Source organism: Saccharothrix espanaensis DSM 44229, assembly GCF_000328705.1.
Taxonomy (GTDB): Bacteria; Actinomycetota; Actinomycetes; order Mycobacteriales; family Pseudonocardiaceae; genus Actinosynnema; species Actinosynnema espanaense.
In genome coordinates this window covers 8,083,104-8,109,020 of sequence record NC_019673.1, presented here as the reverse complement: position 1 = coordinate 8,109,020, position 25,917 = coordinate 8,083,104, and the positions used below count along the sequence as shown (strand labels likewise).

The following is a 25,917-nucleotide window of genomic DNA, read 5'->3' as shown; positions in this document are numbered from 1 at the left end:
ACCTTGTTGAACAGGGAGGTGGGCGACGGTGCCCGTGCTCGCCGAGGCGGACCTCCGGCTGGACGCCGGACCGCTGGACTACGCGTTGCTGGCGATCTACTTCGCGTTCGTGCTCGGTATCGGTTTCCTGGCCCGCCGGTCGGTGTCGTCGAGCCTGGACTTCCTGCTCTCCGGCCGCTCGCTGCCCGCCTGGGTGACCGGCCTGGCGTTCATCTCCGCGAACCTCGGCGCGATCGAGCTGCTGGGCATGGCCGCCAACGGCGCCCAGTACGGCATGGCGACCGTGCACTACTACTGGATCGGCGCGATCCCGGCCATGGTGTTCCTCGGCCTGGTGATGATGCCGTTCTACTACGGCTCCAAGGTCCGCAGCGTCCCGGAGTTCCTGCGCCGCCGGTTCGGCAAGGGCGCGCACCTGGTCAACGCCATCAGCTTCGCCGTCGCGCAGGTGCTCATCGCGGGCGTGAACCTCTACGCGCTGGCGTTCCTGCTCAACCTGATGCTCGGCTGGCCGATCCCGCTGTCGGTGGTCATCGCCGCGCTGATCGTGCTCACCTACACCACGCTCGGCGGCCTGTCGGCGGCGATCTACAACGAGGTGCTCCAGTTCTTCGTGATCGTCGCCGCGCTGCTCCCGCTGACCATCGTCGGCCTGCACAAGGTCGGCGGCTGGCAGGGCCTGGTGGACAAGGTCACCGCCGGCCCCGGTGGCTCCGAGCAGCTCTCCGCGTGGCCCGCGACCGAGCTGACCGGCATCCAGAACCCGGTGCTCAGCGTCATCGGCATCGTGTTCGGGCTCGGGTTCGTGCTCTCGTTCGGCTACTGGACGACGAACTTCGCCGAGGTGCAGCGCGCGCTGTCGGCCAAGAGCATGTCGGCCGCCCGGCGCACGCCGATCATCGGCGCGTACCCCAAGGCGCTGATCCCGTTCGTGATCATCATCCCGGGCATCATCGCGGCGCTGGTCGTGCCCGAGATGCAGGCGCTGAAGGCCGGCGACGGCAGCTCCGGGATCGTCTACAACAACGCGCTGCCCGCGCTGATCGGCGAACTGCTGCCCAACGGCATGCTCGGCATCGCCATCACCGGCCTGCTGGCCTCGTTCATGGCGGGCGTGGCGGCGAACGTGTCGTCGTTCAACACGGTGTTCACCTACGACCTGTGGCAGGACTACGTCCGCAAGGACCGCCCGGACGAGTACTACCTGCGGATCGGCCGGCTGGCCACCATCGGCGGCACGCTGATCGCCATCGGCACCGCGTTCCTGGCGGCCGGCTACGGCAACATCATGGACTACATCCAGGCGCTGTTCTCGTTCTTCAACGCGCCGCTGTTCGCCACGTTCATCCTGGCCATGTTCTGGAAGCGGATGTCGGCGGCGGCGGGCTGGATCGGCCTGGTGTCCGGCACGCTCGCGGCGGTGGCGGTGTTCGTGCTCGCCGAGACCGGCGTGGTCGACCTGCCCGGCCAGGGCGCGAGCTTCGTCGGCGCGGGCGCGGCGTTCGCGGTCGACATCGTGGTCAGCGTCGTGGTCACCACCTTCACCCGGCCGGTACCGGAGGAACGCCTGGTCGGGCTGGTCTACAGCCTCACGCCCAAGGAGTCCCGCAAGCACTCGGCCACCGGCGCGGACGCCGGCTGGTACCGCTCGCCCGTGCTGCTCGGCATCGGTGTCCTGGTGCTGACGGCCGTGCTCAACATCATCTTCGGCTGAGGGAGGTCGTCGTGGCGCACAAGGCCGGTCTGTTCGACCTGCGACTGGTGATCGCGGTCCTGTTCGGGGTCTACGGCGTGGTGCTGGTGGTGGTCGGGCTCGGCTTCACCGACGACGCCGACCTGGCCAAGGCCGACGGGCTCAACATCAACCTGTGGTCCGGCGTCGGGATGGTGGTGCTGGCGGCCCTGTTCGCCACCTGGACGTTCCTGCGGCCGATCGTGGTGCCGGACGAGCGGGAGAGCGCGGCGGAGGGCGTGTCGGAAGGGGCCTAACGGCGCGGGTAGACGGGGTTGAAGGCCTCGACGGTCCAGGCGTCGAAACGGCGGATGGCGCGGCGGATGCGGTCGCGCAACTCGGTGCTCCTCTCGTAGGGGTTCACCAGGTGTAGCGGGATGATGTTCTGAATCGTTCCCGATAGGCGTGGTGAGCCCGAACACAGGGTTCCCTCCACGAATCGGCGGGGCGGTCGCTACCGTGCACGCGTGCCCCGTCTCGTCGCTGTCCTGTGCGCGCTCCTGCTCGTGTCCGCCTGCGCCGGCACGGACCTCGCCAAGCACAAGCCGTACCCGCGTCACACGGTGCAGGCGGCCGCGGAGAACGTCACCGAGACCACCGGCCCGCAGCCCACGAACGTGCCGGACGGGCAGCCGGTGGACCCGGCGTTCGCCGCCGACAAGCTGCGGCTGATCGACCCGTGCAAGCTGCTGGACCGCAAGCTGCTGGAGACGCTGGGCACGCCCGGCGAGGTGTCGGCGACCGGGTTCAGCCGGTGCTCCAACTTCATGAAGGACAAGAACGGCAAGGACCTGGCGGTCACCGTGGAGATCGGCCAGACCATGACCACCGAGCTGAAGAACGCGGACAAGCAGCTCGCCGGGCTCAAGAGCTACGAGCAGACGCTGGACACCAGCGCGTGCTTCGTCTCGGTGATCACCCAGGAGAAGCCGGCGCTCGGGCTGACCGTGCAGATCGGCTACAAGGAGGGCGACGCGTGCGCCCCCGGCCGCAAGGTGGCCGAGTCGGTGGTCAAGCTGCTCAAGGACCGGGTGGGCGTGAAGTCGCCGCCGAAGGACTCCCTGGTCACGCTCGACCCGTGCGCGCTGGTGGACAAGGCCGCGGTCGAAGCGGCCGTCGGCGCGGACAACCGGATCTACCCGTACGGGCTGCACAACTGCTCGTGGGTGGCCAACGGCAAGGAGATCACGCTGGACATGCGGTCCACGTTCGTCCCGGCGGACCGCAAGTTCGACGCCAAGCAGGTCGAGGTGGACCTCGGCGGGACGACGGGCTACCAGCTGGAGAACTCCGGCGCGTACCCGTCGTGCTCGGTGAAGTGGGTCCAGCGGCTCAACACCGGCGAGGAGGGCGAGATCGTCGAGGTGAAGGCGGCCGGGCCCAAGAAGTCGGAGTTCGACCGGTGCGCGATGGCGGTGGCCTTCGCGAAGGCCGTGCTGCCCAAGGTCCCGAAGGGCTGAACGGGGGCTGACATCTGCTGCGGTCAGCCGTTACTGTCGAGTAACACCTTCGTGCACCTGGAGGGCCCCCGATGACCCAGACCGCCCCCACCAAGCCCTCGCGGGCCGACGGCGAGCAGAAGCGGTTCGCCTCGCTCGACCCGCGCACGGGCGAGGTCATCGCGCACCACCCGGTGCACGGCGAGGCCGACGTGCGGGCCGCGGTCGAGTCGGCGCGGCCGGCGGCGGTGTTCTGGGCCGGCCTCGGGTTCGACGGCCGGCGCACCCGGCTGGACGCCTGGCGCCGGCTGCTGGTCAAGCGGCTGGACGAGTTCCAGACCCTGATCAGCGCGGAGACCGGCAAGTCCGCCGACGACGCGCGCACCGAGCTGGCCCTGGTGATCGACCACCTGCACTGGGCGGCCCGGCAGGCGCCCAAGACGCTGGGCAAGCGCAAGGTCAGGCCCGGCATGCTGATGTACAACCACGCGGCGACGCTGGAGTACCTCCCGCTGGGCGTGGTCGGCGTGATCGGGCCGTGGAACTACCCGGCGTTCACCCCGATGGGCTCGATCGCCTACGCGCTGGCCGCCGGCAACGCCGTGGTGTTCAAGCCCAGCGAGTTCACCCCCGGCGTCGGGGTGTTCCTCGGTGCCACGTTCGCCGAGGTCGTCCCGGAGCACCCGGTGTTCCAGGTGGTAACGGGGTTCGGCGAGACCGGCGCGGCGCTGTGCGCGGCCGGGGTCGACAAGCTGGCGTTCACCGGGTCCACGCCGACCGGCAGGAAGGTCATGGCCTCCTGCGCGGCGACGCTGACCCCAGTGCTGGTCGAGTGCGGCGGCAAGGACCCGCTGATCGTCGCGGAGGACGCGGACGTGCGCGGCGCGGCCGAGGCGACCGTGTGGGGCGGCATCTTCAACGCCGGCCAGACGTGCGCGGGCGTCGAGCGGGTCTACGTCGCGGACGCGGTGTACGACGAGTTCGTCAAGCTCGTGGTGGAGAAGGCGAAGAAGCTGCGGCCCGGCGGCGAGCCGGACGCGGACTTCGGGCCGATCACCATGCCCAAGCAGGTCGAGATCATCAAGTCGCACGTGGCCGACGCGTTGGAGCGCGGCGGGCGGGCGGTGGTGGGAGGGCTGGAGTCGATCCGGCCGCCGTACGTCGAGCCGGTGGTCCTGGTGGACGTGCCGGACGACTCGACGGCGGTGACCGACGAGACGTTCGGGCCCACGCTGGTGCTGACCAGGGTGGCCGACGCGGACGAGGCCGTGCGGCGGGCCAACTCGCTGCCCTACGGGCTGGGCGCGACGGTGTTCTCCCGCAACCGCGGCGAGGAGCTGGCGGACAAGCTGCGCTGCGGCATGGTGTCGGTGAACTCGGTGCTCGCCTACGCCTCGGTACCCGGGCTGCCCTTCGGCGGCGTGGGCGATTCGGGGTTCGGGCGCATCCACGGCGAGGACGGGCTGCGTGAGTTCACCTACGCGCACGCGGTCACCCGGAAGCGTTTCGCGGCGGCCTTGAACCCGATGACCTACGAGCGCGGATCGCGCACGATCAGGCACGTCGTGCGGCTGGTCAAGGTGCTCTACGGGCGCTGAGCGTGTCCTCCCCGGGTGGGGTAGGAATGGGGTGACCATCGGCGATGGAGGTCACCGTGAAGAAGATCATCAACGATCCGGCGACCGTGGTGGCGGACGCGCTGCGGGGCATGGCCGCGGCGCACGCCGACCTGCTGGACGTCCAGTACGACCCCGCCGTCGTCGTGCGCGCGGACGCGCCGGTGCAGCGCAAGGTCGCGATCATCTCCGGTGGTGGATCGGGCCACGAGCCGCTGCACGGCGGGTTCGTCGGGCGCGGGATGCTCGACGCGGCCTGTCCGGGCCCGGTGTTCACCTCCCCGACCCCGGACCAGGTGCAGGCGGCCGTGACCCGCACCGACGGCGGCGCCGGCGCGCTGCTGATCGTCAAGAACTACACCGGTGACGTGCTGAACTTCGAGACCGCGGCCGAGCTGGCCGCCGCGGAGGGCGTCGACGTGCGGACCGTGGTGATCGACGACGACGTGGCGGTGAAGGACTCGCTGTACACGGCGGGCCGGCGCGGCGTGGGCGGGACCGTGCTGCTGGAGAAGGTCGTCGGTGCCGCGGCCGAGCGCGGGGTCGACCTCGACGGCTGTGAAGCGTTGGCGCGCAAGGTGATCGGCCAGGTGCGGTCGATGGGCCTGGCGCTGTCGCCGTGCACCGTGCCGCACGCCGGCGAGCCGAGCTTCGTGCTGGCCGACGACGAGATGGAGCTGGGCATCGGCATCCACGGCGAGCCCGGCCGGCGGCGGGTGCGGGTCGGCCCGGCCGACGAGCTGGTGGCCGCGCTGCTGGACCCGGTCCTGGAGGACCTGCCCTTCGCCGCGGGCGACCGGGTGCTGCTGTTCACCAACGGCATGGGCGGCACGCCGCAGATCGAGCTGTACCTGGCGCACGGCATCGCCGAACGGCTGCTCGCCGAGCGCGGGATCACCGTCGAACGGCGGCTGGTCGGCTCGTACATCACCAGTCTGGAGATGCAGGGGATGAGCTTGACCGTGCTGAAGGTGGACGACGAGCTGATCGAGCTGTGGGACGCCCCGGTGCACACCGCCGCGCTGCGGTGGGGTGTCTGATGGGCTGCACGGCGGCGGACGTCGCGCGGGCGTTGCGGGCGGTGGCCGGCGTGGTCGCCGAGCACCGCGAGGAACTCGTGCGGCTGGACCGGGAGATCGGCGACGGCGACCACGGCGAGAACCTGAACCGCGGGTTCGCCGCGCTGCTGTCCAAATTGGACGGTGACCTGCCGTCGACGCCCGGCGCGGTCCTCAAGCTCGCGGCCACCACGTTGATCTCGACCGTCGGCGGCGCTGCGGGGCCGCTGTACGGGACGGCGTTCCTGCGTGCCGCGACCTCCGTGGGCGACGCGGCGGAGTTGGACGGCACGCTGGTGGCCACGGCGTTGCAGGCGGCGCTGGAGGGCGTCGTGGCGCGCGGCAAGGCCGTGGTGGGCGACAAGACGATGGTGGACGCGCTGACGCCCGCCGTGGCCGCCGCGGAGTCCGTGGCGTCGACCGGCGCGGACGTGGCCGGGGTGCTGACCGCCGCCGCCGAGGCCGCCGAGCAGGGCGCGGAGTCGACCGTGCCGCTCGTGGCGCGCAAGGGTCGTGCCTCTTACCTGGGCGAACGCAGCGCAGGGCACCTGGACCCGGGCGCGCGGTCGACGTCGTTGCTGCTGCGGAGCTTCGCCGGGGGTGCGCGGTGATCGGGCTGGTGGTGGTCTCGCACAGCCGGACGCTGGCCGACGGCGTGGTCGAACTGGCCGGCCAGATGGCGCCGGACGTGCGGCTCGTGGCGTCCGGGGGTGACGGGTCCGGCGGGCTCGGCACGGACTTCGTGGCCGTCTCGGAGGCGATCGCGGCGGCCGACTCCGGCGGTGGCGTCGTCGTGCTCTACGACCTGGGCAGCGCGAGGATGGTGGCCGACATGGCCGCCGAGGAGGCGGTCGGCGACGTGCTCGTGGTGGACGCGCCGCTGGTCGAAGGGGCCGTCGCGGCGGCGGTGGCCGCGCAGGGCGGTGCGGACCTGCCGACGGTCGCGGACGCCGCGCGCGGCGCGGTCGGGCAGTTCGGCGACAGCTCCGACAACGGGTCGGCGTCGTCCGAGTCCGCTGTGGACGGTGAGTCGGCGGAGATCGTGCTCACCAACGAGGTCGGCCTGCACGCCCGGCCGGCCGCGCTGGTCGTGCGGTCGCTGGCGGGGCTGGACGCGCAGGTCGTGGTGCGGTTCGGCGACGAGCGGGCGGACGCCGCCAGCGTGCTCGCGCTGATGGGGCTGGGCGCGCCGGGCGGTGCGACGGTCGAGGTGTCGGCGACCGGGCCGGACGCCGCCGAAGCCGTCCGCCGGGTGCGCGAACTGGCCGGTCGCGACTTCGACGAGTGACCCTGCCGCGCACGTCCCGTTCCGGCGTCTTGCTCGATCCCGATGGTGAAGCTCACGCGTCGGGCACGCGGGCCCCGTGGGATAGTCGGGCGCAAGTTACCGTCCGGTAGCCCTCCGCGAAGTGGGAGGTAGTCCAGTGACGCGCCAGTTCAGCACGGTCGGAGTCGTCGGTCTCGGCACCATGGGCGCCGGTATCGCCGAGGTGCTCGCGAGGACCGGCCGCACTGTCATCGCGGTGGACGTGGACGACGAGGGACTGGTCCGCGGCCGCGGCCACCTCGACCACTCCACCGACCGCGCGGTGGCCAAGGGCAAGCTCACCGAGGCCGACCGCGCCGCACTCCTCGGCCGGATCAGCTACAGCACCTCGCTGGACGCGCTGGCCGGCGTCGACCTGGTGATCGAGGCAGTGCCCGAGCGGATCGAGCTCAAGGCCCGGGTGTTCGCCGCCCTCGACCGGATCTGCGGCCCGGACACCGTGTTCGCGTCCAACACTTCCTCGCTGTCCATCACCGAGATCGGCGTGCACACCGGGCGGCCCGGCAAGGTCGTGGGGCTGCACTTCTTCAACCCCACCCCGGTGCTGAAGCTGGTCGAGGTGATCCGGACGGTCGTCACCGAGCCCGAGGTCGTCACCGACGTCGTGGCGTTCGCCGAATCGCTGGGCAAGACCCCCGTCGTCATCGGCGACCGGGCCGGGTTCATCGCCAACGCGCTGCTGTTCGGCTACCTCAACCACGCCGTGCGGATGTACGAAACCCGTTACGCCACAAGGGAAGACCTCGACGCGGCGATGCGCTACGGCTGCGGCTACCCGATGGGCCCGCTGGCGCTGCTCGACCTGATCGGCCTGGACACCGCCTACGAGATCCTCGACACGATGTACCACCAGTCCCGCAACCGCCTGCACGCCCCGGCCCCGCTGCTCAAGCAGATGATCACGGCGGGACTGCTCGGCCGCAAGAGCGGGCGCGGCTTCTACACCTACGACGGCCCGGACTCGCCGGTCGTCGTGCCCGACGTGCTCACCCCCGCCGCGGCCGACACCGGCGCGGCCACCCGCGAGATCCAGCGGGTCGGTGTGATCGGCACCGGCACCATGGCCACCGGGATCGCCGAGGTGTTCGCCAAGCGCGGCTACGACGTCGTGCTGCGGGCGCGGTCGCTGGACAAGGCCGAGGCGGCGCTGGGCAAGGTCCGCAAGTCGCTGGACAAGGCCGTCTCGCGCGGTAGGCTCGCCGAGGCCGACCGGGACGCCGCGCTGGCCCGCGTCACGCCGGCCGTGCGGTTCGAGGACCTCGCGGACTGCGACCTGGTGGTCGAGGCGGTGGCCGAGGAACTGGCGATCAAGAAGTCGGTGTTCGAGGCGCTGGACGAGGTGTGCAAGCCGGGCGCGGTGCTCGCGACCACGACGTCCTCGCTGCCCGTCATCGAGTGCGCGGCGGCCACCTCGCGGCCCGGTGACGTGGTGGGCCTGCACTTCTTCAACCCGGCGCAGGTGATGAGGCTGGTGGAGGTCGTGGAGACCATCGCCACCTCCGCCGACGTCGTCGCCACCGCCCGCCGGGTCTGCCTCGACCTGGGCAAGCAGCCGGTGCACTGCGGCGACCGCGCCGGGTTCATCGTCAACGCGCTGCTGTTCCCCTACCTCAACGACGCGGTGAAGATGCTGGAGGCGCACTACGCGTCGGCCGACGACATCGACAACGCCATGAAGGTCGGCTGCTCGCTGCCGATGGGGCCGTTCGAACTGCTGGACGTGGTCGGGCTGGACGTGTCGCTGGCCATCGAGCGCACCCTGTACCTGGAGTTCCGCGAAGCCGGCTTCGCCCCCGCGCCACTGCTGGAACACCTGGTCACGGCCGGCCGCCTGGGCCGCAAGACCGGCAAGGGCTTCCGCGACTACACCTGAACCCGGGCAGCAGCTCGCAGCCCATGGCGCGGTCGTGCGTGGGCGGGTAGTGCGTGGGCGGGTCGTGTGTTGGGCGCGCTGTGCGTCCGGTGGTCAGGCGCGAGTTCGATCACGGTCGATGCCGCGCACGTGCCGGTGGGACTTGGGCGTACCTGGGTTCCGCCGGGGCGTGGTCGTTTGGCATGGTGGACCCATGCGGCGCGTCGTTCTCTCGCTTCTGGTAGCAGCGCTCGGCCTCACGTCGGGCTGCGCTTACTCGGTGAACGGCACGCCGGTCTCGGCCGGTGTGCTCGACATCGAGCCGCCGTTCTCGTCCGGCACGCCGGAGCCCACGTCGGAGTCCGACTCGCCGGACGCCGCCCCGGCGAGCGACCTGTGCAAGCTGCTGTCCTGGAAGGACCTGCCGTACGACGTGCGGGACAAGGCCGCCGCCCCGACCGACACCGGCTACGACCCGCAGTTCGACCAGTCGTGCAAGTGGCAGACCGCGGTCGACTCGCTGGACGTCGGCGTCACGCTGCGCTTCCGCTCCGGGCGGCCGATCACGCTGGAGCAGAACAACGGCGAGTTCCAGCTCGCGGACCGGAAGGTCACCTACTTCGACCGCACCACGGACACCACCGTGCAGCCGTCGTGCGTGCTGGTCATGGACTACGCGGGCGGCGGCGTCGGCATCATCGTGATCGACGGTTCGGCGCGGTTCGGCGCGATCTGCGACCAGGGCAAGAAGGTCGCCGAGGTCCTCCTGGCCAAGGAACCGACCGGCTGACCGCTCCCAGCCCGACCGTCCCCAGCCCGACCGTCCCCGGCCCGACCGTCCCCGGCCCGACCGTCCCCGGCCCGACCGTCCCCGGCTGGGCCGCCCCTGGCTGGGCCGCCCGGCGTCCCGTGGCCGGCTAGCCGCAGCAGCCGCCGCCGCAACACCCGCCGCCGCCACCGCCGGAGGGCTGGGCGGGCTGGGCGGCGTTGCCGGCCAGGCCCGACACCCCGACCATGGACAGCAGCTTCACCGTGTCGTCGTGGCCCTGCGGGCACGCGGCGGGTGCGGAGGATTCGCTCATCGGGCGCTTGACGTCGAACGTCGACCCGCAAGCCTTGCAGCGGTACTCGTAGGTGGGCACGCGCCTATTGTGACGGTTTGCCGGGCAGCAGCACCAGCGCGGGCACGCCGAGCGTGCAGACGACCGCCACCAGCGTGAGCAACGGCATCTCGTGCGCCCACCCCAGGCCCGCCGCGGCGGCGTGCGCGCCCGCGTACGTCGCCACCCACGTCCGCGAGAACGGCCGGACCAGCATCGTCACCAGCGCCGTGCCGGCCGTGACCAGCAGGATGGTGCACGCGGCCAGCAACATCCCGGGAATCGGTCCCAACGCCCGCTGGGCAGGGGCGAGGTCCGACAGCCCGGCCCGCAACGCCGGCTGGGCGACCACCCCCATCTCCAGTAACAACAGCACCCCGACCACAGCCCGCTGCCACCTGTTCACTCTGTGGACCGTAGGCGATCACGCCCGGCTGTCAGAGCTACCCTGGTAACCCGTGCCGCGCCGCAACCGTCCCCACCGCCCCGACGAGCCGCCCCCCGTCGGCGGCCACGGCTGGGCGCGGTCCGAGACCGGGCCGGACGGCGAGTGGCTCGTCCGCACCGTGTCCGGTGCCGCGACCACCAAGACCTACCGCTGTCCGGGCTGCGACCACGAGATCACACCGGGCACCCCGCACGTCGTGGCGTGGCCGGCGGCCGACTACGGCTCGGTCGAAGACCGCCGCCACTGGCACCGGGCCTGCTGGACCGCCCGCACCCGCCGCGGTCCCACCTCCCGCCGCTGGTAGTCCGGGCCGCCGGCAGTCCGGGCCGCTGGTAGTCCGGGTTGGAGGCAGTCCGGGCCGCCGGTAGTCCGGGTTGGAGTGGACGGGCAGCGGCTGCGGGCGGCACGGGGCACGGCTGCCGGGCGGCACGGGGTGGGTGGCAGGATCTGCGGCGTGGGTGACGGTGTCCGGATCACGGCCAACACGGTGCTGCCCGCGCGACGCGAGGACGTCACGCTGGTCACCGCCGACGGCTTGCGGCTGGTGGGGGAGCTGTCCCTGCCCGCCGGAGGCCCGCCTCGGGCCACGCTGGTGCTGTTGCACCCGCTGCCCACGCACGGCGGCATGATGGACTCCCACCTGTGGCGCAAGGCGGCGTGGCGGCTGCCCGCGCTGGCCGACCTCGCGGTGTTGCGGTTCAACACGCGCGGCACGGTCAGCGAGGCCGGGCGCAGCGAGGGCAGCTTCGACAACGCCGTGGGCGAGCGCTTCGACGTGGCCGCCGCCCTGGCCTTCGCCACCGGGCGCGGGCTGCCCGACGTCTGGCTGGTCGGCTGGTCCTTCGGCACCGACCTGGCCCTGATGCACGGCTGCGACCCGCGAGTGGTCGGCGCGGTGCTGGTCTCGCCGCCGCTGCGCTGGAGCACGGCCGAGCACCTGGCCCCGTGGACGGGCAGGCCGGTGGTCTGCCTGGTGCCCGAGTTCGACGACTACCTCCCGCCCGACGAGGCCAGGCGGCGGTTCGGCGCGGACGTCCCGACCGCGACCGTGGTCGACTTCCCCGGTGCCCGGCACCTCATGGTCGGGCAGTCCGACAAGGTGCTGGACGCGATCGTGGCCGCGGTCCGGCCCGAGGTGCCCACCCCGTTGCCGCGCACCTGGTCCGGGCCGTGCGAGAAGCGCCAGGTCACCATCGTCGCCTCTTGACCCCGAGGAGGTCGGCCGGCACCGGGCGGGTGTGGGCCGGCCAGGGGGCGGGAGACCAGCGGCGGCGGGGTGCGGGTCAGCCGGCCAGGGTCGCCTCCTGACGCCGGTAGACCAGCACCGGACCGTCGACGGTGATGCTGTCGCCCACGTGCGCGAAGCCCAGCTTCTCCGCGACGCGCTGGGAGGGCGTGTTGTCGAGGTCGGTGATGATCACCACCGGGCGGTCGGGCCGCTCCCGGTCCGCCCACTCGATGGCCGCGCGCGCCATCTCGGGGGCGTAGCCGCGACCCCAGTGGCCAGCGCCGATCCGGTAGAACAGGTTGAGCGTCGGCCGGCCGTCGAGCTTGTGGTGGCGCAGCCCGCCGAAACCGATGACCTCGCCGGTCTCCGCCAGCGCCAACGTCCAGTACCCGATGCCGTCGTGCGCCCAGTGGCCCTGCCAGTCCGCCAGCAGGTCGGCCGTCTCCTCCGGGGACGGCGGGCCGACCGGGTTGAACCGGTGCGTCTCCGGGTCGGTCAGGATGGTGATCGCGGCGCGCAGGTCACCCGGGCCGACCCGCCGGAGCAGGAGTCGGTCTGTGCGGATCTCGTCCGGGGCGGAGCTCATGGGACGACGGTAGCGACGGCGTACGACAATTTCGCCCCATGGAGACCCTCCCGCTGGTGTTGTTGCACGCGTTCCCGCTCGACGGGCGGATGTGGGACGGGGTGCGGGCCGTCCTGGACCCGATCACGCCCGACCTGCGCGGCCGGGGTCGGGAGCCGGACCTGGGCACCTTCGCCGACGACGTGCTGCGCGACCTGGACCGGCGGGGCCTGGAGCGGGTCGTGGTCGGCGGGTGCTCGATGGGCGGCTACGTCGCCATGGCGCTGCTGCGGCGCGCGCCGGACCGGGTCGCCGGGCTGGTGCTCGCCGACACCCGCTGCACGGCCGACGACGACGCGGCGCGGGCCGGTCGCCTGGCGATGGCGGACCGGGTGCTCGCGCAGGGCGTCGGGTGGCTGCCGGACGGCCTGGCCCCCGGCCTGGTCGGACCGTCGCCGGCGGCCGGGGTGGTCGAGCGGGTGGCGGAGCTGGTGCTGGCGCAGCCGGCCGCCGAGGTGGCGTGGGCGCAGCGGGCGATGGCCGCGCGGCCCGACTCGCGCGACGTGCTGGCGGCGGTCGACGTGCCGGCGTTGGTGCTGGTCGGGTCCGAGGACGCGTTGACCCCGCCCGCCGTCGCCCGCGACCTGGCGGACGTGCTGCGGGCCGAGTACGTGGAGTTGCCCGGGGTCGGGCACCTGACGCCGGTCGAGGCACCGGAAGCGTTTGCGGCCGCCGTCCTCGACTGGCGAACCCGCGTCGGCCGGTGAGCGGGGCTCGCGTCGGCCGGTGAGCGTGGGCTCGACGCCGGCCGGTGAGTGGGTGCGGCCGGTGTGAACCGGGCGGTCAGCGCTTGCCGGACCGGGCCTTGGACTGGTTCGGGCGGGTGATCTTCTGGGTCGGGCCGTCCGGGCCGCTCTGGGGCTTGGCGTCCGGCGTGGCCTTGGGGTTCGCGGTCTGCGCGGGTGCTTGTGCGGGCTGACCCTGTGCCGGTTGGTTCTGCGCGGGCTGTGCCTGCGCCGGCTGGTTCTGGGGCGGCTGTGCCTGCGCGGGCTGAGCGGAAGCGGGCCCAGAAGCGGGCCCGGAAGCGGGTGTGGTGGGCTGGTCCTGCTGCGCGGGCCGGGCGGCGGCCGGGGTGCCGGGCGTCGGCGCGGGCTGAGCCGGGTGGGCGCCGGCGGCCGGCTGGGTGGGCGACTCGGCGGCGGGCTGGGCCGGCGGGCGCGGGCGCTCCTCCTCCAGCGGGTCGAGCAGCGGGGTGACCTCGTGCAGCGCGGTGCGGACCGCGTGCAGCTGCTGGGACAGGCGGTTGCGCAGCTGCTTGAGCGCGTCGACCTTCTGCGCGGCCTGCGTCACCCGGCGGTTCGACTCCTCGGTGGCCTCGCGGACGCGGCGGTTCGCCTCGTCGGTGGCCTCCTGGACGCGGGCGTTCGCCTCGCTGATCGAGTCGTGCCGGCGGCGGTTGGCCTCCTCGGTCGCCTCCCGGACCAGGCGCTGCGCCTCGGCGTTGGACGCGGCCTGCTCCTGGGCGATCTGGGTGCGCACCCGGGCGGCATCCTCCGCCGCCTCGCGCACCCGGCGGTCGGCCTCGCCCTTGCTGGAGGCCTCCTGCTCGGCCAGCATCTTCATCGACTCGACGCGACGGGCCGCCATCGCGATCTCGAAGTCCTCCTCGACCGTGGTCCGGCGCTGGAGGGACTCCTCGTCGAGCTTCGCCGCGGTGTCCCGCGACTCGCCGACGATGCGCTCCGCCTCGGCGCGCGCCGTCTCCAGCACGCCGCGGTGCTCGGCCTCCATGTCGGTGCGCCGCTGGTCGAGCTCGGCGATCAGGTTCTCGTACCGGGTGCGCAGCACGGCCGCGTCGGACTCGGACTTCGCCCGGATGTGGCTGCCCTCGGCCTCGGCGCGGGCCTTGATCTCGTTGGCCTCGTCCTGGGCCAGTCGCAGCATCCGCTGCAACCGCTCGCTCAGGCCCTCCAACGTGGTGGGCGGCAGGGACAGCCGCTCGACCTGGCCGCGCAGCTCGGCGATCTCCGAGCGGGCCGCCTCCAGCTGGCGGCTCAGGTCGTTGGTCTGCGACACCGCCGCGTCCCGGTCGGCCGCGAGCAGCCGCAGGTCCGAGTCGAGGCGCTCCAGGTGGTCCTCGACCTGCGCGCGGTCGTAGCCGCGTTTGACGATGTCGAAGCCGGATCCCAGGGGGACGAGGTCACGGTCGTCGGCGAGGCCCATGGGGGTCACGCTACCCGTTCCGGCGGTGCGGGGGGCACCCCGCCACCCGCACCACCAGACGTTTTCGCTTTACACGCCGCGAAAGCGGTTGATTTCGGTCAGGAGTGCCGAGCGCAGCTCGTGATCGACGACACCCAGGCCCTCCTCCGGCGCCAGGCACAGCACGCCGACCTTGCCCTGGTGCGCGTTGCGGTGCACGTCGTGCGCGGCCTGGCCGGTGTCCTCCAGTGAGTACACCTTGGACAGTGTGGGGTGGATCTTCCCCTTGGCGACCAACCTGTTGGCCTCCCACGCCTCGCGGTAGTTCGCGAAGTGCGAGCCGATGATCCGCTTGAGGTTCATCCACAGGTAGCGGTTGTCGTACTGGTGCAGGAACCCGCTGGTGGACGCGCAGGTGACGATCGTGCCGCCGCGCTTGGCGACGAACACCGACGCGCCGAAGGTCTCCCGGCCGGGGTGCTCGAACACGATGTCCGGGTCGTCACCGCCGGTCAGCTCGCGGATCCGCGCGCCGAGCCGCTTCCACTCCTTCGGGTCCTGCTCGTGCTCGTCCTTCCAGAACCGGTAACCCTCGGCCGACCGGTCGATGATCAGCTCCGCGCCCATCCGGCGGCAGATCTCGGCCTTCTCCGGCGACGACACGACGCACACCGGGGTCGCGCCGCCGTTGAGCGCGAACTGGGTGGCGTAGGAGCCCAGTCCGCCGGAGGCGCCCCAGATCAGCACGGTGTCGCCCTGCTTCATGTTCGCCCCGTTGGTCGACACGAGCTGGCGGTAGGCGGTGGAGTTCACCAGACCGGGGGACGCCGCCTCCTCCCAGGTGAGGTGCCGGGGCATCGGCATCAGCTGGTTGGCCTTGACCAGGGCCACCTCGGCGAGCCCGCCGAAGTTGGTCTCGAAGCCCCAGATCCGCTGCTGCGGGTCGAGCATGGTGTCGCTGTGGCCGTCCGGGTGCTCCAGCTGGACGTCGAGGCAGTGCGCCACGACCCGGTCGCCGGGCTTCCACGCGTTCACGCCCGGCCCGGTGCGCAGCACGACGCCGGCCAGGTCGGAGCCGACCACGTGGTAGGGCAGGTCGTGCTTGGCGGACTCGGGCGAGCTCTTGCCCAGCCGCTGGAGGAACCCGAACGTGGACAGCGGCTCGAAGATAGACGTCCACACGGTGTTGTAGTTGATCGCCGAGGCCATCACGGCGACCACCGCCTCGCCCGGCCCGAGTTCGGGCGTGGGCACCTCGTCCAGGTGCAGCGACTTGCGGGGGTCCTTGTCCTTGGTGGCCAGGCCCCGGAACAGCTCGACCTCGTCGGCGTGCACCGTCATGCCCCGGTAGGTCGCGGGCACGTCCAACGATCCGATGGCGTCCAGTTCGTCGGCGAGGATCGCATCGAGGATCTTCTGCACGGCGTTCCCTCCCAGTCGGGGGTGCTCGGGATGTTCGGCGTCGGACGCGGGGCGTCGGACGCGGGTCCACGCGGGTTGCCGGAGGTTACCCACGGGTAACCGATTCAGTACCAGGGCTGTGAGCCATGGCACTGGTGTTTCGCCCGAACGGTCGGCCACGTTTCGCGGCCCGCCGACCTTGACCGGGCGGCCAACCAAGCGCACGATCGGTGGTGTCCGACTTCCAGGACGGAGGTGCAGGTCATGACCAGAGCGTGGACCAGGTGGCAGGACTGGGCCGAAGTCGTCATCGGCGTGCTGGTGGTGCTGTCGCCGCTCGTGGTGACGACGTCGAACGCCGCCATGTGGACGATGATCGTGCTCGGAGCGCTGATCGCCATCGACGGCCTCGCGTCGCTCGCGATGCCCGGCATGGTTTACGGCGAGTGGTTCCAGGTGGTGCTCGGCGCGCTGCTGTTCATCTCCCCGTGGGTGATGGGCTACAGCGACCTGATGGCGGCGTCGTGGGTCTCGTGGGTCGGCGGCGTCCTGACCGTCGCGGCCGGCGCGACGGCCCTGTCCGCCGCGAACGCGGCCCACTCGGGGCTCGCCGGTTCGCACTGAGGTGGGATCGGGCGAGGTCGTCCGCGCGGGCGACCTCGCCCGCTGTCCGCTGTCCGGATCGTGGAGAGGTGTGCGGCGTGGTCGAGGACTCGTCGGCTCGGGAGCGGATCCTGCGAGCGGCCGAGGAGTTGTTCGCCGAGTCGGGGTTCGACGCCACGCCCACCTCGCGCGTCGCCGAACGCGCCGGAGTGCCCAAAGGGCTGGTGCACTACTACTTCCGCCGCAAACCGGACCTGCTGGCCGCGCTCGTGCAGCGCCTGCCCGACGGCGCGGTCGACGCGCGGCGGGTCGTCGTGGTCGGCGACATCGCGGAGAGCCTGCGCAGGCTGGTGGCCGCGCTGGACGCCCGGCTCGACGCGTCACCGCTGCTCAGCCACCTGCTGTGGCGGGAGGCGGACACGCACAGCGCCGTCCGGGACGCCCTGCACGCCCGCTACCAGCTCGTCGTCGCGCAGATCCGGCAGGTGATCCTGGCCGCCGGCGGCGCGGCCGTGGTCGGCAAGGACGTGGACAGCGCGTCGGCGCTGGTCGCGCTGGCGGTGAGCTACCGGCACTCGGTGGCCCGGCACGCGCCGGACGACGACCGGATGGACCAGGAGCTCACCTTCGTGGCCGCCGCCCTCGGGTGATCCGGTCAGTGCTGCGCGGCGGGTTCGACCAGTTCGACCAGGACGCCGCCGGCGTCCTTGGGGTGCACGAAGTTCACCCGGCTGCCGGACGTGCCGCGCTTGGCCTCCTCGAACAGCAGCCGCAGGCCCCTGGCCCGCAGCGCCGCCGCGACGGCGTCCACATCGGACACCCGGTAGGCCAGTTGCTGGAGCCCCGGCCCGGAGCGGCCGATGAACTTCGCGATGGTCGACTCGGGCGTCAACGGGGCCAGCAGCTGGATCGCGGTACCGGCGCCGTCGTCGCCGGGGGCGCGCAGCATCGCCTCGCGGACGCCCTGCTCCTCGTTGACCTCCTCGTGCGCGACCTCCAGGCCGAAGTTCTCGCGGTGGAACGCGATCGCGGCGTCCAGGTCCGGCACGGCGATGCCGACGTGGTCGATGGCGGTCACCAGGCCGCGGAGTTCTGGCTGCATGGCAGGCACAGTAGTGGCGGAATCGGTGCAGCGGGCCCTGTGCGGCGCCTCACACGGCTACCCCTGAGTAACCCTGGGTATCGTGGCTAGTTAACAACCGCTCACCCATGCTCGTGGAGGCCGATGTGTCCGGTTCCGTCATCGTCGCCGGGGCCCGTACCCCGATGGGGCGACTGCTCGGATCGTTGAAGGACTTCTCCGGCGCCCAGCTCGGCGGCGTCGCGATCAAGGCGGCGCTGGAGCGGGCCGGCGTCGCGCCCGAGCAGGTCCAGTACGTGATCATGGGTCAGGTGCTGTCCGCCGGAGCGGGTCAGATCCCGGCCCGCCAGGCGGCGGTCGCGGCCGGCATCCCGATGACCGTGCCGGCGCTGACCATCAACAAGGTGTGCCTGTCCGGCATCGACGCCATCGCGCTGGCCGACCAGCTCATCCGGGCCGGTGAGTTCGACGTCGTGGTGGCGGGCGGCCAGGAGTCCATGACCCAGGCCCCGCACCTGCTGCCCAAGTCGCGCGGCGGCTACAAGTTCGGCGACGTGACCCTCCAGGACCACATGTCCCTCGACGGCCTGTTCTGCGCCTTCGACCAGGTCGCGATGGGCGCGTCGACGGAGAAGCACAACGCCCGGTACGCCCTGACCCGCGAGGAGCAGGACGCGTTCTCCGCCCGCTCGCACCAGCTGGCCGCCAAGGCGATCGAGAACGGCGTGTTCGCCGAGGAGATCGCGCCGGTCTCGATCCCGCAGCGCAAGGGCGAGCCGGTCCTGTTCAGCACCGACGAGGGCGTGCGCGGCGACACCACCGTGGAGACGCTGGCCAAGCTGCGCCCCGCGTTCGCCGCGGACGGCACCATCACGGCGGGCTCGGCGTCGCAGATCTCCGACGGCGCGGCGGCCGTGGTCGTGATGAGCAAGGCCAAGGCCGAGGAGCTGGGCCTGACCTGGCTGGCCGAGATCGGCGCGCACGGCGTCGTGGCGGGCCCGGACGCGAGTCTGCACGAGCAGCCCGCGAACGCCATCAAGGCGGCCTGCGCCAAGGAGGGCATCGACCCGGCCGACCTCGACCTGGTCGAGATCAACGAGGCGTTCGCCGCGGTCGGCGTCGTCTCCGCGCGCGAACTCGGCGTGCCCGAGGACAAGGTCAACGTCAACGGCGGCGCGATCGCGCTGGGCCACCCGATCGGCATGTCGGGCGCCCGGATCGCACTGCACCTCGCGCTGGAGCTCAAGCGCCGTGGCGGCGGCGTGGGCGCGGCGGCCCTGTGCGGCGGCGGCGGTCAAGGAGATGCGCTGATCGTGCGCGTCCCTAAGGTCTAGTGGTGTGGTCCGGACTGTCGACGTCGCCGAGCTGGTCGACCGCGCGCGCGAAGGGCAGCCGCGCGCGGTCGCCAGGCTGATCTCACTGGTGGAGGACGGCAGTCCGCACCTGCGCGAGGTCGCCCGCGCGCTCGCGCCGTTCACCGGGAACGCGCAGGTCGTCGGTCTGACCGGGGCTCCGGGCGTGGGCAAGTCGACGTCGACGTCGGCGCTGGTGAGCGCCTACCGGGAGCGTGGCCGGCGGGTCGGCGTGCTGGCGGTCGACCCGACCTCGCCGTTCTCCGGCGGTGCGCTGCTGGGCGACCGGGTCCGGATGGGCGAGCACGCCACGGACCCCGGCGTGTTCATCCGGTCCATGGCGACCCGCGGCCACCTGGGCGGGCTGTCGTGGGCCACGCCGCAGGCGCTGCGCGTGCTCGACGCGGCGGGGTGCGACGTGGTGCTGATCGAGACCGTCGGCGTCGGGCAGTCCGAGGTCGAGGTCGTGTCGCTGGCCGACACCACGGTGGTGCTGCTCGCGCCCGGCATGGGTGACGGGATCCAGGCGGCGAAGGCCGGGATCCTGGAGATCGCCGACGTGTTCGTGGTCAACAAGGCCGACCGGGACGGCGCGGACGCCACCGCGCGCGACCTCAAGCACATGATCTCGCTGGGCCGGCGGGAGCGCACCGACGTGCGGTGGCGACCCCCGGTGGTGAAGACCGTCGCGGCGCGCGGCGAAGGCGTGCCCGACGTGCTGGACGCGATCGACGCGCACCACGCCTGGCTGCACGAGCGCGGCGAACTGGCCCGGCGGCGGGCGCGGCGGGCGGCGGGCGAGATCGAGGCCATCGCGCTGGAACGGCTGCGGTCGCGGTTCGGCGACCTGCGCGGCGGCGCGGCCGTGGACGCCTTGGCCGACCGGGTCGTGGCGGGTGAGCTGGACCCCTACGCCGCTGCCGACCAGTTGGTCGACGGGGTGGGCGCGTGACACCGGTCGTCGTCGACATCGGCACGCGGGACACCAAGGGGGTGCTGGCTGTCCGCGCACCCGCCGTGTTTGCGCCCCACTTGTACCCGGGGATTCAAGACGAGGGGTTCACGGTCGGGTTGTGGTGCGGAGGGTTGTGGTGGGGAGGTCGTGGTGAGGGCGGGACGCGAGGTGGGCTTCGTGTTGGGCGTTCGCCTTGCGCCACAGGGTCTCGGCGTCCGGTGCGGTGAAGGTCAGGCCGTAGACGTCGGCCAGGGCCTGGAACCAGTCCGCGCGCCGGTCGAGGACGGTCTTGCTGGTGGTCTCCTCGGTCCGGGACAGCGTGAGCGCGCGCAAGGTGTCCCAGCCGCGGGCGTCGGTGCGCTGCACGCTGAACGTCTTGACGAAACCCGACTCGGGGGACGTCGACAGGTGGTGGTGGCGTTCGGCGAAGTCGGCCATGCGGGCGGGGTTCGGGTCGAAGTCCATCGCGTGCAGGCCGCCGCGCGGGTCGTGCTCCAGCCGCCAACCGCCGGGGGCGATCGCGGACGGCGCGAGGGTGAAGGTGAACGGGCCTTGGCGGTGACCGCCCGCCCGCAGCGGGAGCGGCGAGTGCAGGCCGTCGCCCAGACCCACGTCCGCCAGCCAGGTGTCGGCGGAATCGGGCAGGTCGCGGACCGTCAGCACGAGGTGGTGCCGGTTGATGACGGCGGGTGAGGCGGGCGTCGTGCGCACCCCGCCGAGGTGCCTTGTCACGTGGTATCCGAGCGCTTCCAGGATCGCCCCGAACGCCCCGTTGAGGTGAAAGCAGTAGCCGCCGCGACCGGTCAGGATGCGGGCCAGGGAATCGGCTGGGTCGATCGAGGTCGGGCGGTTCAGCTGGATCTCGACCGACTCGTATGGCACGCGTTCCACGAACGCCTGGTGCAGGCGGGTCAGCGCGGCCACGCTCGGCGGCTCGGCGCTGGTCAGGCCGATTCTGCGGAGGAGTGCGAGCAGGGTCTCGCGGGATACCGGAGTGGTGGTCGGAGTGGGTTCGGGAGTGGGAGTGGTCGTGTTGGTGGGTGACGGAGTGGTCACCGGAAATCCCCCATCCGAGTGCGAAGTCGAAGCCGGGACTTCCGACTCTAGGCAAGGACGATCACAGAGCCGAACGTCTTAGTCCGGCAACTGGGGGATGAAGAGGTGCGATGTACGACTCCGTGGGACTCCAGGTGCTCTCCCGCGAGGAGTGCCTGAGACTGCTGGGCACGATGGCCGTCGGGAGGTTGGTCTACACCGACCAGGCGCTGCCGGTCGTGCACCCCGTCGTGTACGTGGTGGACGGGGAGTCGGTGGTGCTGCGGGTCCCCGAGGGCAGTTCCACGCTGGTCGCGCGGGACACGATCGTGGCGTTCCAGATCGACGAGGTGGCCGCCGACCTGTCGCGGGGGTGGTCGGTGATGGCGGTCGGACACGTCAGCGAGGTCGACGACGAGGTGGTGCTGGCCCGGCTGCGCGAACTGCCGCTGGCGTCGCGCGGGGTCGGGCAGCGGGACCGGTACCTGGTGGTGGCGCTGGAAGTCCTGTCCGGTCGGCGGATCCCGTGAAGTGGGTCCTGCTCGGTGGGTGCTGCCGGGTGGGTGCCGCCGGCTGGGTGCCGCCGGCTGGGTGCTGCCGGGTGGGTGTTGCCGGGGTGGGTGCTGGGTGAGGTGGGGGAGGGGCGAGGCCCGTCGCGGTGGGTGAGGTGAGGGGATAACCTCGGGACCTTCCTGCTGGAGGGTGGGTTGGTGCCTGGTTCCCCGGATCCGAACGCGCGCCTGGACGGGCTGTTGCGCGAGCTGACCGACCGGACCGCCGAAGTGCTCGGCTCGCAGGAGCGGATGCACCGGCTGCTCGGTGCCGTGGTGTCGCTGGCCAGTGACCTGTCCCTGCCGGACGTGCTGCGCCGGATCGTGGAGTCGTCGTGCGGACTGGTCGGCGCGCGGTACGGCGCGCTGGCCGTCGTCGGGCCGAACCGGCAGCTGCTGGAGTTCACCTACGGCGACGAGCCGCACCGCACGGAGTTCGACGGCATGGCGTTCGACCCGGCCGCGCCGGGGTTCCTGGGCGTGCCCGTGCACGTGCGCGGCGAGGTGTTCGGGAACCTCTACCTGACCGACAAGGAGAACGGGGCCGACTTCACCCGCGCCGACCACGAGGTCGTCGTGGCCGTCGCGGCGGCGGCCGGCATCGCGATCGAGAACGCCCGGCTCTACGAGCAGTCGCGGCAGCGCGAGGTGTGGCTGCGGGCGTCCAACGAGGTGACCAACGCGCTGCTCACCGGAACACCGGACCGGGACTCGCTGCGGCTGGTGGCGGTCCGGGCACGGCTGGCGGCGGACGGCGTCAACGCCGTCCTCGCGCTGCCCGACGCGCAAGGCGAGCTGGCGGTCCGGGTGATGGACGGCGAGCTGCGCGGGTTCACCGTGTCCCGGGAGGGCAGCGCCAGCCGCGAGGTCTACGCGACCGGTCGGACGAAGGTGCTGGACGGCCTGCCCGGCCACTTCGACCGGATCGGGCCGGTGGTGATCGTGCCGCTGGCGGCCGGCGAGCGGATCCTCGGCGTGCTGATGGTGGCGCGGGCCCGTGACCACCGGGTGTTCGACGCGTCGGACGTGGCGCTGGTCGAGTCGTTCGCCCGGCAGGCCGCGCTGATCCTGGAGTTCACCCGGGCGACCGGGGCCGGCCGGCGGTTGGCGGTGCTGGAGGACCGCGACCGGATCGCCCGCGACCTGCACGACCTGGTGGTGCAGCGGCTGTTCGGGCTCGGACTGGGGTTGCAGGGGTTGAACGGGCTGGTCGAGCAGCCGCTGGTGGTCGAGCGGCTGGCGGACTTCGTGAGCGAGGTCGACCAGACGATCCGGGAGATCCGGCGGACGATCTTCTCGTTGCAGGAGCCGCCGGCCGGGTCGGCGTCGTTGCGGGTCCAGCTGATGCGGGTGGTGCAGGACTCCAGTCGGCTGCTCGGGTTCGAGCCGGCGCTCGCGGCGGACGGGCCGATCGACTCCCTGGTGCCCGACCACGTGCGGCCGGACCTGCTGGCCACGTTGCGCGAGGCGCTGGCCAACGCGGCGCGGCACGCGTCGGCGCGCAAGGTGCAGGTGCAGGTGGAGGTCGACCGGGACGCCACCGAACTGCGGCTCGTGGTGACCGACGACGGCGACGGTCTGCCGACCGGCCGGGCCCGGCACACCGGCGGTCTGGTCAACATGGCCGCGCGGGCGGCGCGGTGGGACGGTACCTGCGAGGTGCACTCGGAAGTGGGCAAGGGCGTAACGGTGACGTGGTCCGTGCCGTTGGTATCGGGGTAGGGGAGGGGTTCATGTCCATCTCGGTGCTGCTCGTCGACGATCACGAGATCGTCCGGCGCGGCCTCCAGCAACTGCTCGCCGTGGAATCCGACATCGAGGTGGTGGCGGAGGCGGAGAGCGCCGCCGCGGCGGTGTCGGCCGCCGCGCTGCACCGGCCCGACGTGGCGGTGATCGACGTCCGACTGCCCGACGGCGACGGGGTCACGGTGTGCCGCGAGATCCGGTCCAGCGTCCAACCGCCGCCGGCGTGCCTGATGCTGACGTCGTACTCGGACGACGAAGCGCTGTTCGGCGCGATCATGGCCGGAGCCGCCGGGTACATGCTGAAGCAGGTCTCCGGAAATGATCTGGTGTCGGCGATCCGGACGCTGGCCGGGGGCGGGTCGCTGCTGCACTCCGGGGTGACGGCGACGGTGTTGCAGCGGCTGCGGGGCGGGCCGGTGGAAGACCCGCGCTACGCCGCCTTGAGCCCTCAGGAGCGTCGAATCCTGGATCTGATCGCCGAGGGGTTGACCAACCGGCAGATCGCGGCCCGGCTGTACCTGGCCGAGAAGACGGTGAAGAACTACGTCTCGTCGTTGCTGCACAAACTGGGGTTCGACCGGAGGACCGAAGCCGGGGTGTACGCGGCCCGACGACGACAGTCGGGAGCCTCCGGAATCTGACTGCGGCGGTCGGGGGCTTTCGGGATCTGGTTGCGGCAGTGGGGGCGGTTTCGGCGGGGTGGTCGAGCTGCCGGGAGCTGGCGGCGGCCTGGTGTCGGTGTCCTGTGGGATAATTGAGATGGGGGCCGGCGGCCGCGCCTGTGATCGCGGCTGTGCTGGGAGTTCCTGCGTTGGGGCAGGTCAGGGCATTGGGTGGGTGTTCTGGGTGGGAGGGAAGAAAAGATAAAAGCGACGCTCGCCGCTGGGCAGGCCTCCGGGGGAGGGAAGAGCCTCGTGTTCTCCCCGTATGGCCCGGTCGGAGACAACCATGGTTTTCCGGGGGGTGCAAGCGAAAAGCGTGCTTGCACCCCCCGGAAAACCATGGTTCGCTGCGCGCAGGCCATACGGGGAGAACACTCGGGCGGGGGTCTTTTTTGATCGCGGCCCGCCGGGTGCGGCGGGCCGCTTTTGTCAGAGCCAGTTGAAGGGGAGGTGGTTCCGGGTGTTGATCGTGGGCTTTGTCGGGTCTGGGAGGGGGGTTCCCTTGCAGGTCAGGTCCTTTGTGGGGACTTTCCCGTCCACGATGAACGATTCCACCACGTTGTCCACGCACTGGTTGCCGAAACCGTAGATGCCGTGGTCGCCCTCGTCGGTCACGGTGAGCAGGCGGGAGCCCGCGAACTTCTCGTGGGCGCGCTGCGCTCCCTCGACGGGGGTCGCCGGGTCGCGGACCGATTGGACCATCAGGATCGGCGGGACGCCCTTGCCGGTCGGCGTCTTCAGGTGCAGGGGTGGGCGGTTCCAGAACGCGCACGGGGCGAGCAGTTGGTACGAGCCGATCAGCGGGTACTGCTTGCCCAGGCGGTTCGCTTCCCTGGCCAGGTGGTCCCGGCCTCCCTGGAACTTCGTGTCGTTGCACGCGACGCTGTACAGCGTCGCGTTGGTCGCGTCCGGGTAGCGGACGTCGGCTGCCGCCGTGGTCACGGTGGGGTTGCTCAGTTCCGAGAGCGTCTTCGCCGCGTCCGGGAACTCGGTCTTGCTGTACTGCGCCCGCACGAGCACGAGGTCCAGCGTGACGCCGTTGAAGATCGTGCCGTCGGGGCGCTGGATCGGGTTGTCCGCCAGGCGCGCGCGGGTCTCCTCGTACTTCCGGCGCACCTGCTCGGCCGTCGTGCCCAGGTGGTAGAGGCTGTCGTACTTCGCCACCCACGGCAGGAAGTCGACCCGGAACCGGCGTTCGAAGCCGCGGCCGAACTCGTCGAAGATGTCCTGGAACGTGGTGGTGAACTCGGTGTTCGAGTCGAGCACGAACTTGTCCACGCGGTGCGGGAAGTAGGTCGCGTAGTACGCGCCCATCCACGTGCCGCCGGAGTAGCCGATCCAGTTGATCTTGTCGCGGCCGAGCAGGTGGCGCAGCAGGTCGAGGTCCTTGACCGTCTGCTCGGTGTTGACGACCTTGCCGAACTCACCCGAGTTGCGCTGGCACGCGGCGGCTTGGAGCTCGGCCGCGTCGTAGATCAGCTCCACGTTCGCCCGGCTGCGGTCACGCGGGTCCGCCACGCTGAGGAAGTCGACGTTGGCGCAGGTCACGTTGGTGCTGGTGCCGGTGCCGCGCGGGTCGATGCCGATGATCTCGAAGTTGTCCACCAGCTTCGACCGGCTCTGGTAGAGCAGCGGCAGGGTGCGTCCCGGGCCGCCGGGGCCGCCGGGGTTGGTCAGCACGCTGCCCCTGACCTTGCCTGATCGGGGCTTGAGGCGGCTGACGGCGACGGTGATCGTCTTGCCGTTGCCGACGTTGCGCCAGTCCAGCGGCGCCTTGTACGTGCCGCACTCCAGGTTCGGTGCGGGAATGTCGGTGCACGGTGCCCACGCGATGCTCTGGGCGTGCAGCGGGGTGCGTTGGTCCTGCTCTTGAGCTTGTGCCACCGCCGGGAGCGTCGCCACCAGGGCGACGGCGGACACGGCCAACACTGCTTTGCGCATGAAGTCCCCCTCCAGTCGTGCCA

Annotated in this window: 27 protein-coding genes; 19 read left to right on the top strand and 8 right to left on the bottom strand. The window is 71.9% G+C overall.

Annotated features, from left to right (window positions below; genetic code table 11):
- Positions 1 to 28 precede the first annotated feature (28 nt).
- The 9 genes from BN6_RS35410 to BN6_RS35370 all read left to right on the top strand — a co-directional run bounded on the left by BN6_RS35410 (position 29) and on the right by BN6_RS35370 (position 9,814).
- Positions 29 to 1,714, top strand: coding sequence for a sodium:solute symporter family protein (locus tag BN6_RS35410; protein ID WP_015104670.1), 1,686 nt, complete (start codon positions 29 to 31; stop codon positions 1,712 to 1,714).
- 11 nt (positions 1,715 to 1,725) lie between these two features.
- Positions 1,726 to 1,989 (top strand): hypothetical protein, encoded by a 264-nt coding sequence (locus BN6_RS35405; RefSeq protein WP_015104669.1) that lies wholly within the window; start codon positions 1,726 to 1,728, stop codon positions 1,987 to 1,989.
- Between the two features lie 210 nt (positions 1,990 to 2,199).
- On the top strand, positions 2,200 to 3,192 hold the full coding sequence (locus BN6_RS35400; RefSeq protein WP_015104668.1) for a DUF3558 domain-containing protein: 993 nt from the start codon (positions 2,200 to 2,202) through the stop codon (positions 3,190 to 3,192).
- Between the two features lie 71 nt (positions 3,193 to 3,263).
- The gene (locus BN6_RS35395; protein ID WP_015104667.1) at positions 3,264 to 4,769 is read left to right on the top strand and encodes an aldehyde dehydrogenase family protein; all 1,506 of its coding nucleotides are present in this window, start codon (positions 3,264 to 3,266) and stop codon (positions 4,767 to 4,769) included.
- A gap of 56 nt (positions 4,770 to 4,825) precedes the next feature.
- Positions 4,826 to 5,827 (top strand): dihydroxyacetone kinase subunit DhaK, encoded by a 1,002-nt coding sequence (gene dhaK, locus BN6_RS35390; protein WP_041319137.1) that lies wholly within the window; start codon positions 4,826 to 4,828, stop codon positions 5,825 to 5,827.
- Positions 5,827 to 6,456 (top strand): dihydroxyacetone kinase subunit DhaL, encoded by a 630-nt coding sequence (gene dhaL, locus BN6_RS35385; protein ID WP_015104665.1) that lies wholly within the window; start codon positions 5,827 to 5,829, stop codon positions 6,454 to 6,456. Before dhaK ends, dhaL begins: the two co-directional genes overlap by 1 nt.
- Positions 6,453 to 7,133: a dihydroxyacetone kinase phosphoryl donor subunit DhaM gene (dhaM, locus tag BN6_RS35380; RefSeq protein ID WP_015104664.1), complete on the top strand. Its 681-nt coding sequence runs from the start codon at positions 6,453 to 6,455 to the stop codon at positions 7,131 to 7,133. The genes dhaL and dhaM overlap by 4 nt, the downstream gene beginning before the upstream one ends.
- A gap of 136 nt (positions 7,134 to 7,269) precedes the next feature.
- On the top strand, positions 7,270 to 9,045 hold the full coding sequence (locus tag BN6_RS35375) for a 3-hydroxyacyl-CoA dehydrogenase family protein (RefSeq protein ID WP_015104663.1): 1,776 nt from the start codon (positions 7,270 to 7,272) through the stop codon (positions 9,043 to 9,045).
- Between the two features lie 259 nt (positions 9,046 to 9,304).
- Positions 9,305 to 9,814, top strand: a complete 510-nt coding sequence (locus tag BN6_RS35370) for a DUF3558 family protein (protein ID WP_231904830.1) — start codon at positions 9,305 to 9,307, stop codon at positions 9,812 to 9,814.
- A 127-nt stretch (positions 9,815 to 9,941) separates the two neighbouring features.
- Here the strand turns inward: BN6_RS35370 and BN6_RS35365 are convergent, their stop codons facing one another.
- Both BN6_RS35365 and BN6_RS35360 read right to left on the bottom strand, forming a co-directional pair.
- On the bottom strand, positions 9,942 to 10,166 hold the full coding sequence (locus BN6_RS35365; RefSeq protein WP_015104661.1) for an FmdB family zinc ribbon protein: 225 nt from the start codon (positions 10,164 to 10,166) through the stop codon (positions 9,942 to 9,944).
- Positions 10,167 to 10,170: 4 nt separating this feature from the next.
- Positions 10,171 to 10,530: a hypothetical protein gene (locus BN6_RS35360; RefSeq protein ID WP_148303144.1), complete on the bottom strand. Its 360-nt coding sequence runs from the start codon at positions 10,528 to 10,530 to the stop codon at positions 10,171 to 10,173.
- A 52-nt stretch (positions 10,531 to 10,582) separates the two neighbouring features.
- On the opposite strand from BN6_RS35360, the gene BN6_RS35355 reads away from it, so the two are divergent.
- Positions 10,583 to 10,876 carry a hypothetical protein gene (locus BN6_RS35355; RefSeq protein ID WP_041315228.1) on the top strand — a complete coding sequence of 98 codons (294 nt, stop codon included), beginning with the start codon at positions 10,583 to 10,585 and terminating at the stop codon, positions 10,874 to 10,876.
- Between the two features lie 150 nt (positions 10,877 to 11,026).
- Positions 11,027 to 11,779, top strand: coding sequence for an alpha/beta hydrolase (locus tag BN6_RS35350; protein ID WP_231904829.1), 753 nt, complete (start codon positions 11,027 to 11,029; stop codon positions 11,777 to 11,779).
- Between the two features lie 76 nt (positions 11,780 to 11,855).
- Here BN6_RS35350 and BN6_RS35345 read toward each other — a convergent pair whose 3' ends face one another.
- The gene (locus tag BN6_RS35345) at positions 11,856 to 12,386 is read right to left on the bottom strand and encodes a GNAT family N-acetyltransferase (protein WP_015104658.1); all 531 of its coding nucleotides are present in this window, start codon (positions 12,384 to 12,386) and stop codon (positions 11,856 to 11,858) included.
- A 38-nt stretch (positions 12,387 to 12,424) separates the two neighbouring features.
- Between BN6_RS35345 and BN6_RS35340 the strand changes: the two genes are divergently transcribed.
- Positions 12,425 to 13,132: an alpha/beta fold hydrolase gene (locus BN6_RS35340; RefSeq protein ID WP_015104657.1), complete on the top strand. Its 708-nt coding sequence runs from the start codon at positions 12,425 to 12,427 to the stop codon at positions 13,130 to 13,132.
- A gap of 76 nt (positions 13,133 to 13,208) precedes the next feature.
- On the opposite strand, the gene BN6_RS35335 is transcribed toward BN6_RS35340, so the two are convergent.
- Positions 13,209 to 14,588: a hypothetical protein gene (locus BN6_RS35335; RefSeq protein WP_015104656.1), complete on the bottom strand. Its 1,380-nt coding sequence runs from the start codon at positions 14,586 to 14,588 to the stop codon at positions 13,209 to 13,211.
- Positions 14,589 to 14,657: 69 nt separating this feature from the next.
- Complete coding sequence (ccrA, locus tag BN6_RS35330) at positions 14,658 to 15,989, bottom strand: crotonyl-CoA carboxylase/reductase (protein WP_015104655.1); 1,332 nt, start codon at positions 15,987 to 15,989, stop codon at positions 14,658 to 14,660.
- 243 nt (positions 15,990 to 16,232) lie between these two features.
- On the opposite strand from ccrA, the gene BN6_RS35325 reads away from it, so the two are divergent.
- The gene (locus tag BN6_RS35325; protein WP_041319131.1) at positions 16,233 to 16,592 is read left to right on the top strand and encodes an SPW repeat protein; all 360 of its coding nucleotides are present in this window, start codon (positions 16,233 to 16,235) and stop codon (positions 16,590 to 16,592) included.
- Positions 16,593 to 16,669: 77 nt separating this feature from the next.
- A complete protein-coding gene (locus BN6_RS35320; protein WP_015104653.1) occupies positions 16,670 to 17,221 on the top strand; it encodes a TetR/AcrR family transcriptional regulator in 552 nt (183 codons plus the stop codon).
- A gap of 5 nt (positions 17,222 to 17,226) precedes the next feature.
- Here BN6_RS35320 and mce read toward each other — a convergent pair whose 3' ends face one another.
- Entirely contained in the window at positions 17,227 to 17,673 is a 447-nt protein-coding gene (gene mce / locus BN6_RS35315; protein WP_015104652.1) for a methylmalonyl-CoA epimerase, read from the bottom strand.
- A gap of 125 nt (positions 17,674 to 17,798) precedes the next feature.
- On the opposite strand from mce, the gene BN6_RS35310 reads away from it, so the two are divergent.
- Both BN6_RS35310 and meaB read left to right on the top strand, forming a co-directional pair.
- On the top strand, positions 17,799 to 18,986 hold the full coding sequence (locus BN6_RS35310) for an acetyl-CoA C-acetyltransferase (RefSeq protein ID WP_041315221.1): 1,188 nt from the start codon (positions 17,799 to 17,801) through the stop codon (positions 18,984 to 18,986).
- A 4-nt stretch (positions 18,987 to 18,990) separates the two neighbouring features.
- Positions 18,991 to 19,956 (top strand): methylmalonyl Co-A mutase-associated GTPase MeaB, encoded by a 966-nt coding sequence (meaB, locus tag BN6_RS35305; RefSeq protein WP_015104650.1) that lies wholly within the window; start codon positions 18,991 to 18,993, stop codon positions 19,954 to 19,956.
- Between the two features lie 108 nt (positions 19,957 to 20,064).
- Here meaB and BN6_RS35300 read toward each other — a convergent pair whose 3' ends face one another.
- Positions 20,065 to 21,015: an arylamine N-acetyltransferase family protein gene (locus BN6_RS35300; RefSeq protein ID WP_015104649.1), complete on the bottom strand. Its 951-nt coding sequence runs from the start codon at positions 21,013 to 21,015 to the stop codon at positions 20,065 to 20,067.
- A gap of 110 nt (positions 21,016 to 21,125) precedes the next feature.
- On the opposite strand from BN6_RS35300, the gene BN6_RS35295 reads away from it, so the two are divergent.
- From BN6_RS35295 to BN6_RS35285, 3 genes are all read left to right on the top strand, one after another.
- On the top strand, positions 21,126 to 21,524 hold the full coding sequence (locus tag BN6_RS35295) for a pyridoxamine 5'-phosphate oxidase family protein (protein WP_015104648.1): 399 nt from the start codon (positions 21,126 to 21,128) through the stop codon (positions 21,522 to 21,524).
- 180 nt (positions 21,525 to 21,704) lie between these two features.
- Positions 21,705 to 23,267 carry a GAF domain-containing protein gene (locus BN6_RS35290; protein ID WP_015104647.1) on the top strand — a complete coding sequence of 521 codons (1,563 nt, stop codon included), beginning with the start codon at positions 21,705 to 21,707 and terminating at the stop codon, positions 23,265 to 23,267.
- A gap of 11 nt (positions 23,268 to 23,278) precedes the next feature.
- Complete coding sequence (locus BN6_RS35285) at positions 23,279 to 23,932, top strand: response regulator (protein WP_015104646.1); 654 nt, start codon at positions 23,279 to 23,281, stop codon at positions 23,930 to 23,932.
- A gap of 450 nt (positions 23,933 to 24,382) precedes the next feature.
- Here the strand turns inward: BN6_RS35285 and BN6_RS35280 are convergent, their stop codons facing one another.
- Complete coding sequence (locus BN6_RS35280; protein ID WP_015104645.1) at positions 24,383 to 25,894, bottom strand: alpha/beta hydrolase; 1,512 nt, start codon at positions 25,892 to 25,894, stop codon at positions 24,383 to 24,385.
- Positions 25,895 to 25,917: the final 23 nt, after the last annotated feature.

Excerpts from the sequence above, each read along its gene's own strand:
- BN6_RS35395 (WP_015104667.1), top strand. The coding sequence starts at position 3,264 with ATGACCCAGACCGCCCCCACCAAGCCCTCGCGGGCCGACGGCGAGCAG.
- dhaL (WP_015104665.1), top strand. The coding sequence starts at position 5,827 with ATGGGCTGCACGGCGGCGGACGTCGCGCGGGCGTTGCGGGCGGTGGCC.
- BN6_RS35345 (WP_015104658.1), bottom strand. The coding sequence starts at position 12,386 with ATGAGCTCCGCCCCGGACGAGATCCGCACAGACCGACTCCTGCTCCGG.
- BN6_RS35340 (WP_015104657.1), top strand. The coding sequence starts at position 12,425 with ATGGAGACCCTCCCGCTGGTGTTGTTGCACGCGTTCCCGCTCGACGGG.
- BN6_RS35335 (WP_015104656.1), bottom strand. The coding sequence starts at position 14,588 with ATGGGCCTCGCCGACGACCGTGACCTCGTCCCCCTGGGATCCGGCTTC.
- BN6_RS35325 (WP_041319131.1), top strand. The coding sequence starts at position 16,233 with ATGACCAGAGCGTGGACCAGGTGGCAGGACTGGGCCGAAGTCGTCATC.
- mce (WP_015104652.1), bottom strand. The coding sequence starts at position 17,673 with ATGCAGCCAGAACTCCGCGGCCTGGTGACCGCCATCGACCACGTCGGC.
- BN6_RS35295 (WP_015104648.1), top strand. The coding sequence starts at position 21,126 with ATGTACGACTCCGTGGGACTCCAGGTGCTCTCCCGCGAGGAGTGCCTG.
- BN6_RS35285 (WP_015104646.1), top strand. The coding sequence starts at position 23,279 with ATGTCCATCTCGGTGCTGCTCGTCGACGATCACGAGATCGTCCGGCGC.
- BN6_RS35280 (WP_015104645.1), bottom strand. The coding sequence starts at position 25,894 with ATGCGCAAAGCAGTGTTGGCCGTGTCCGCCGTCGCCCTGGTGGCGACG.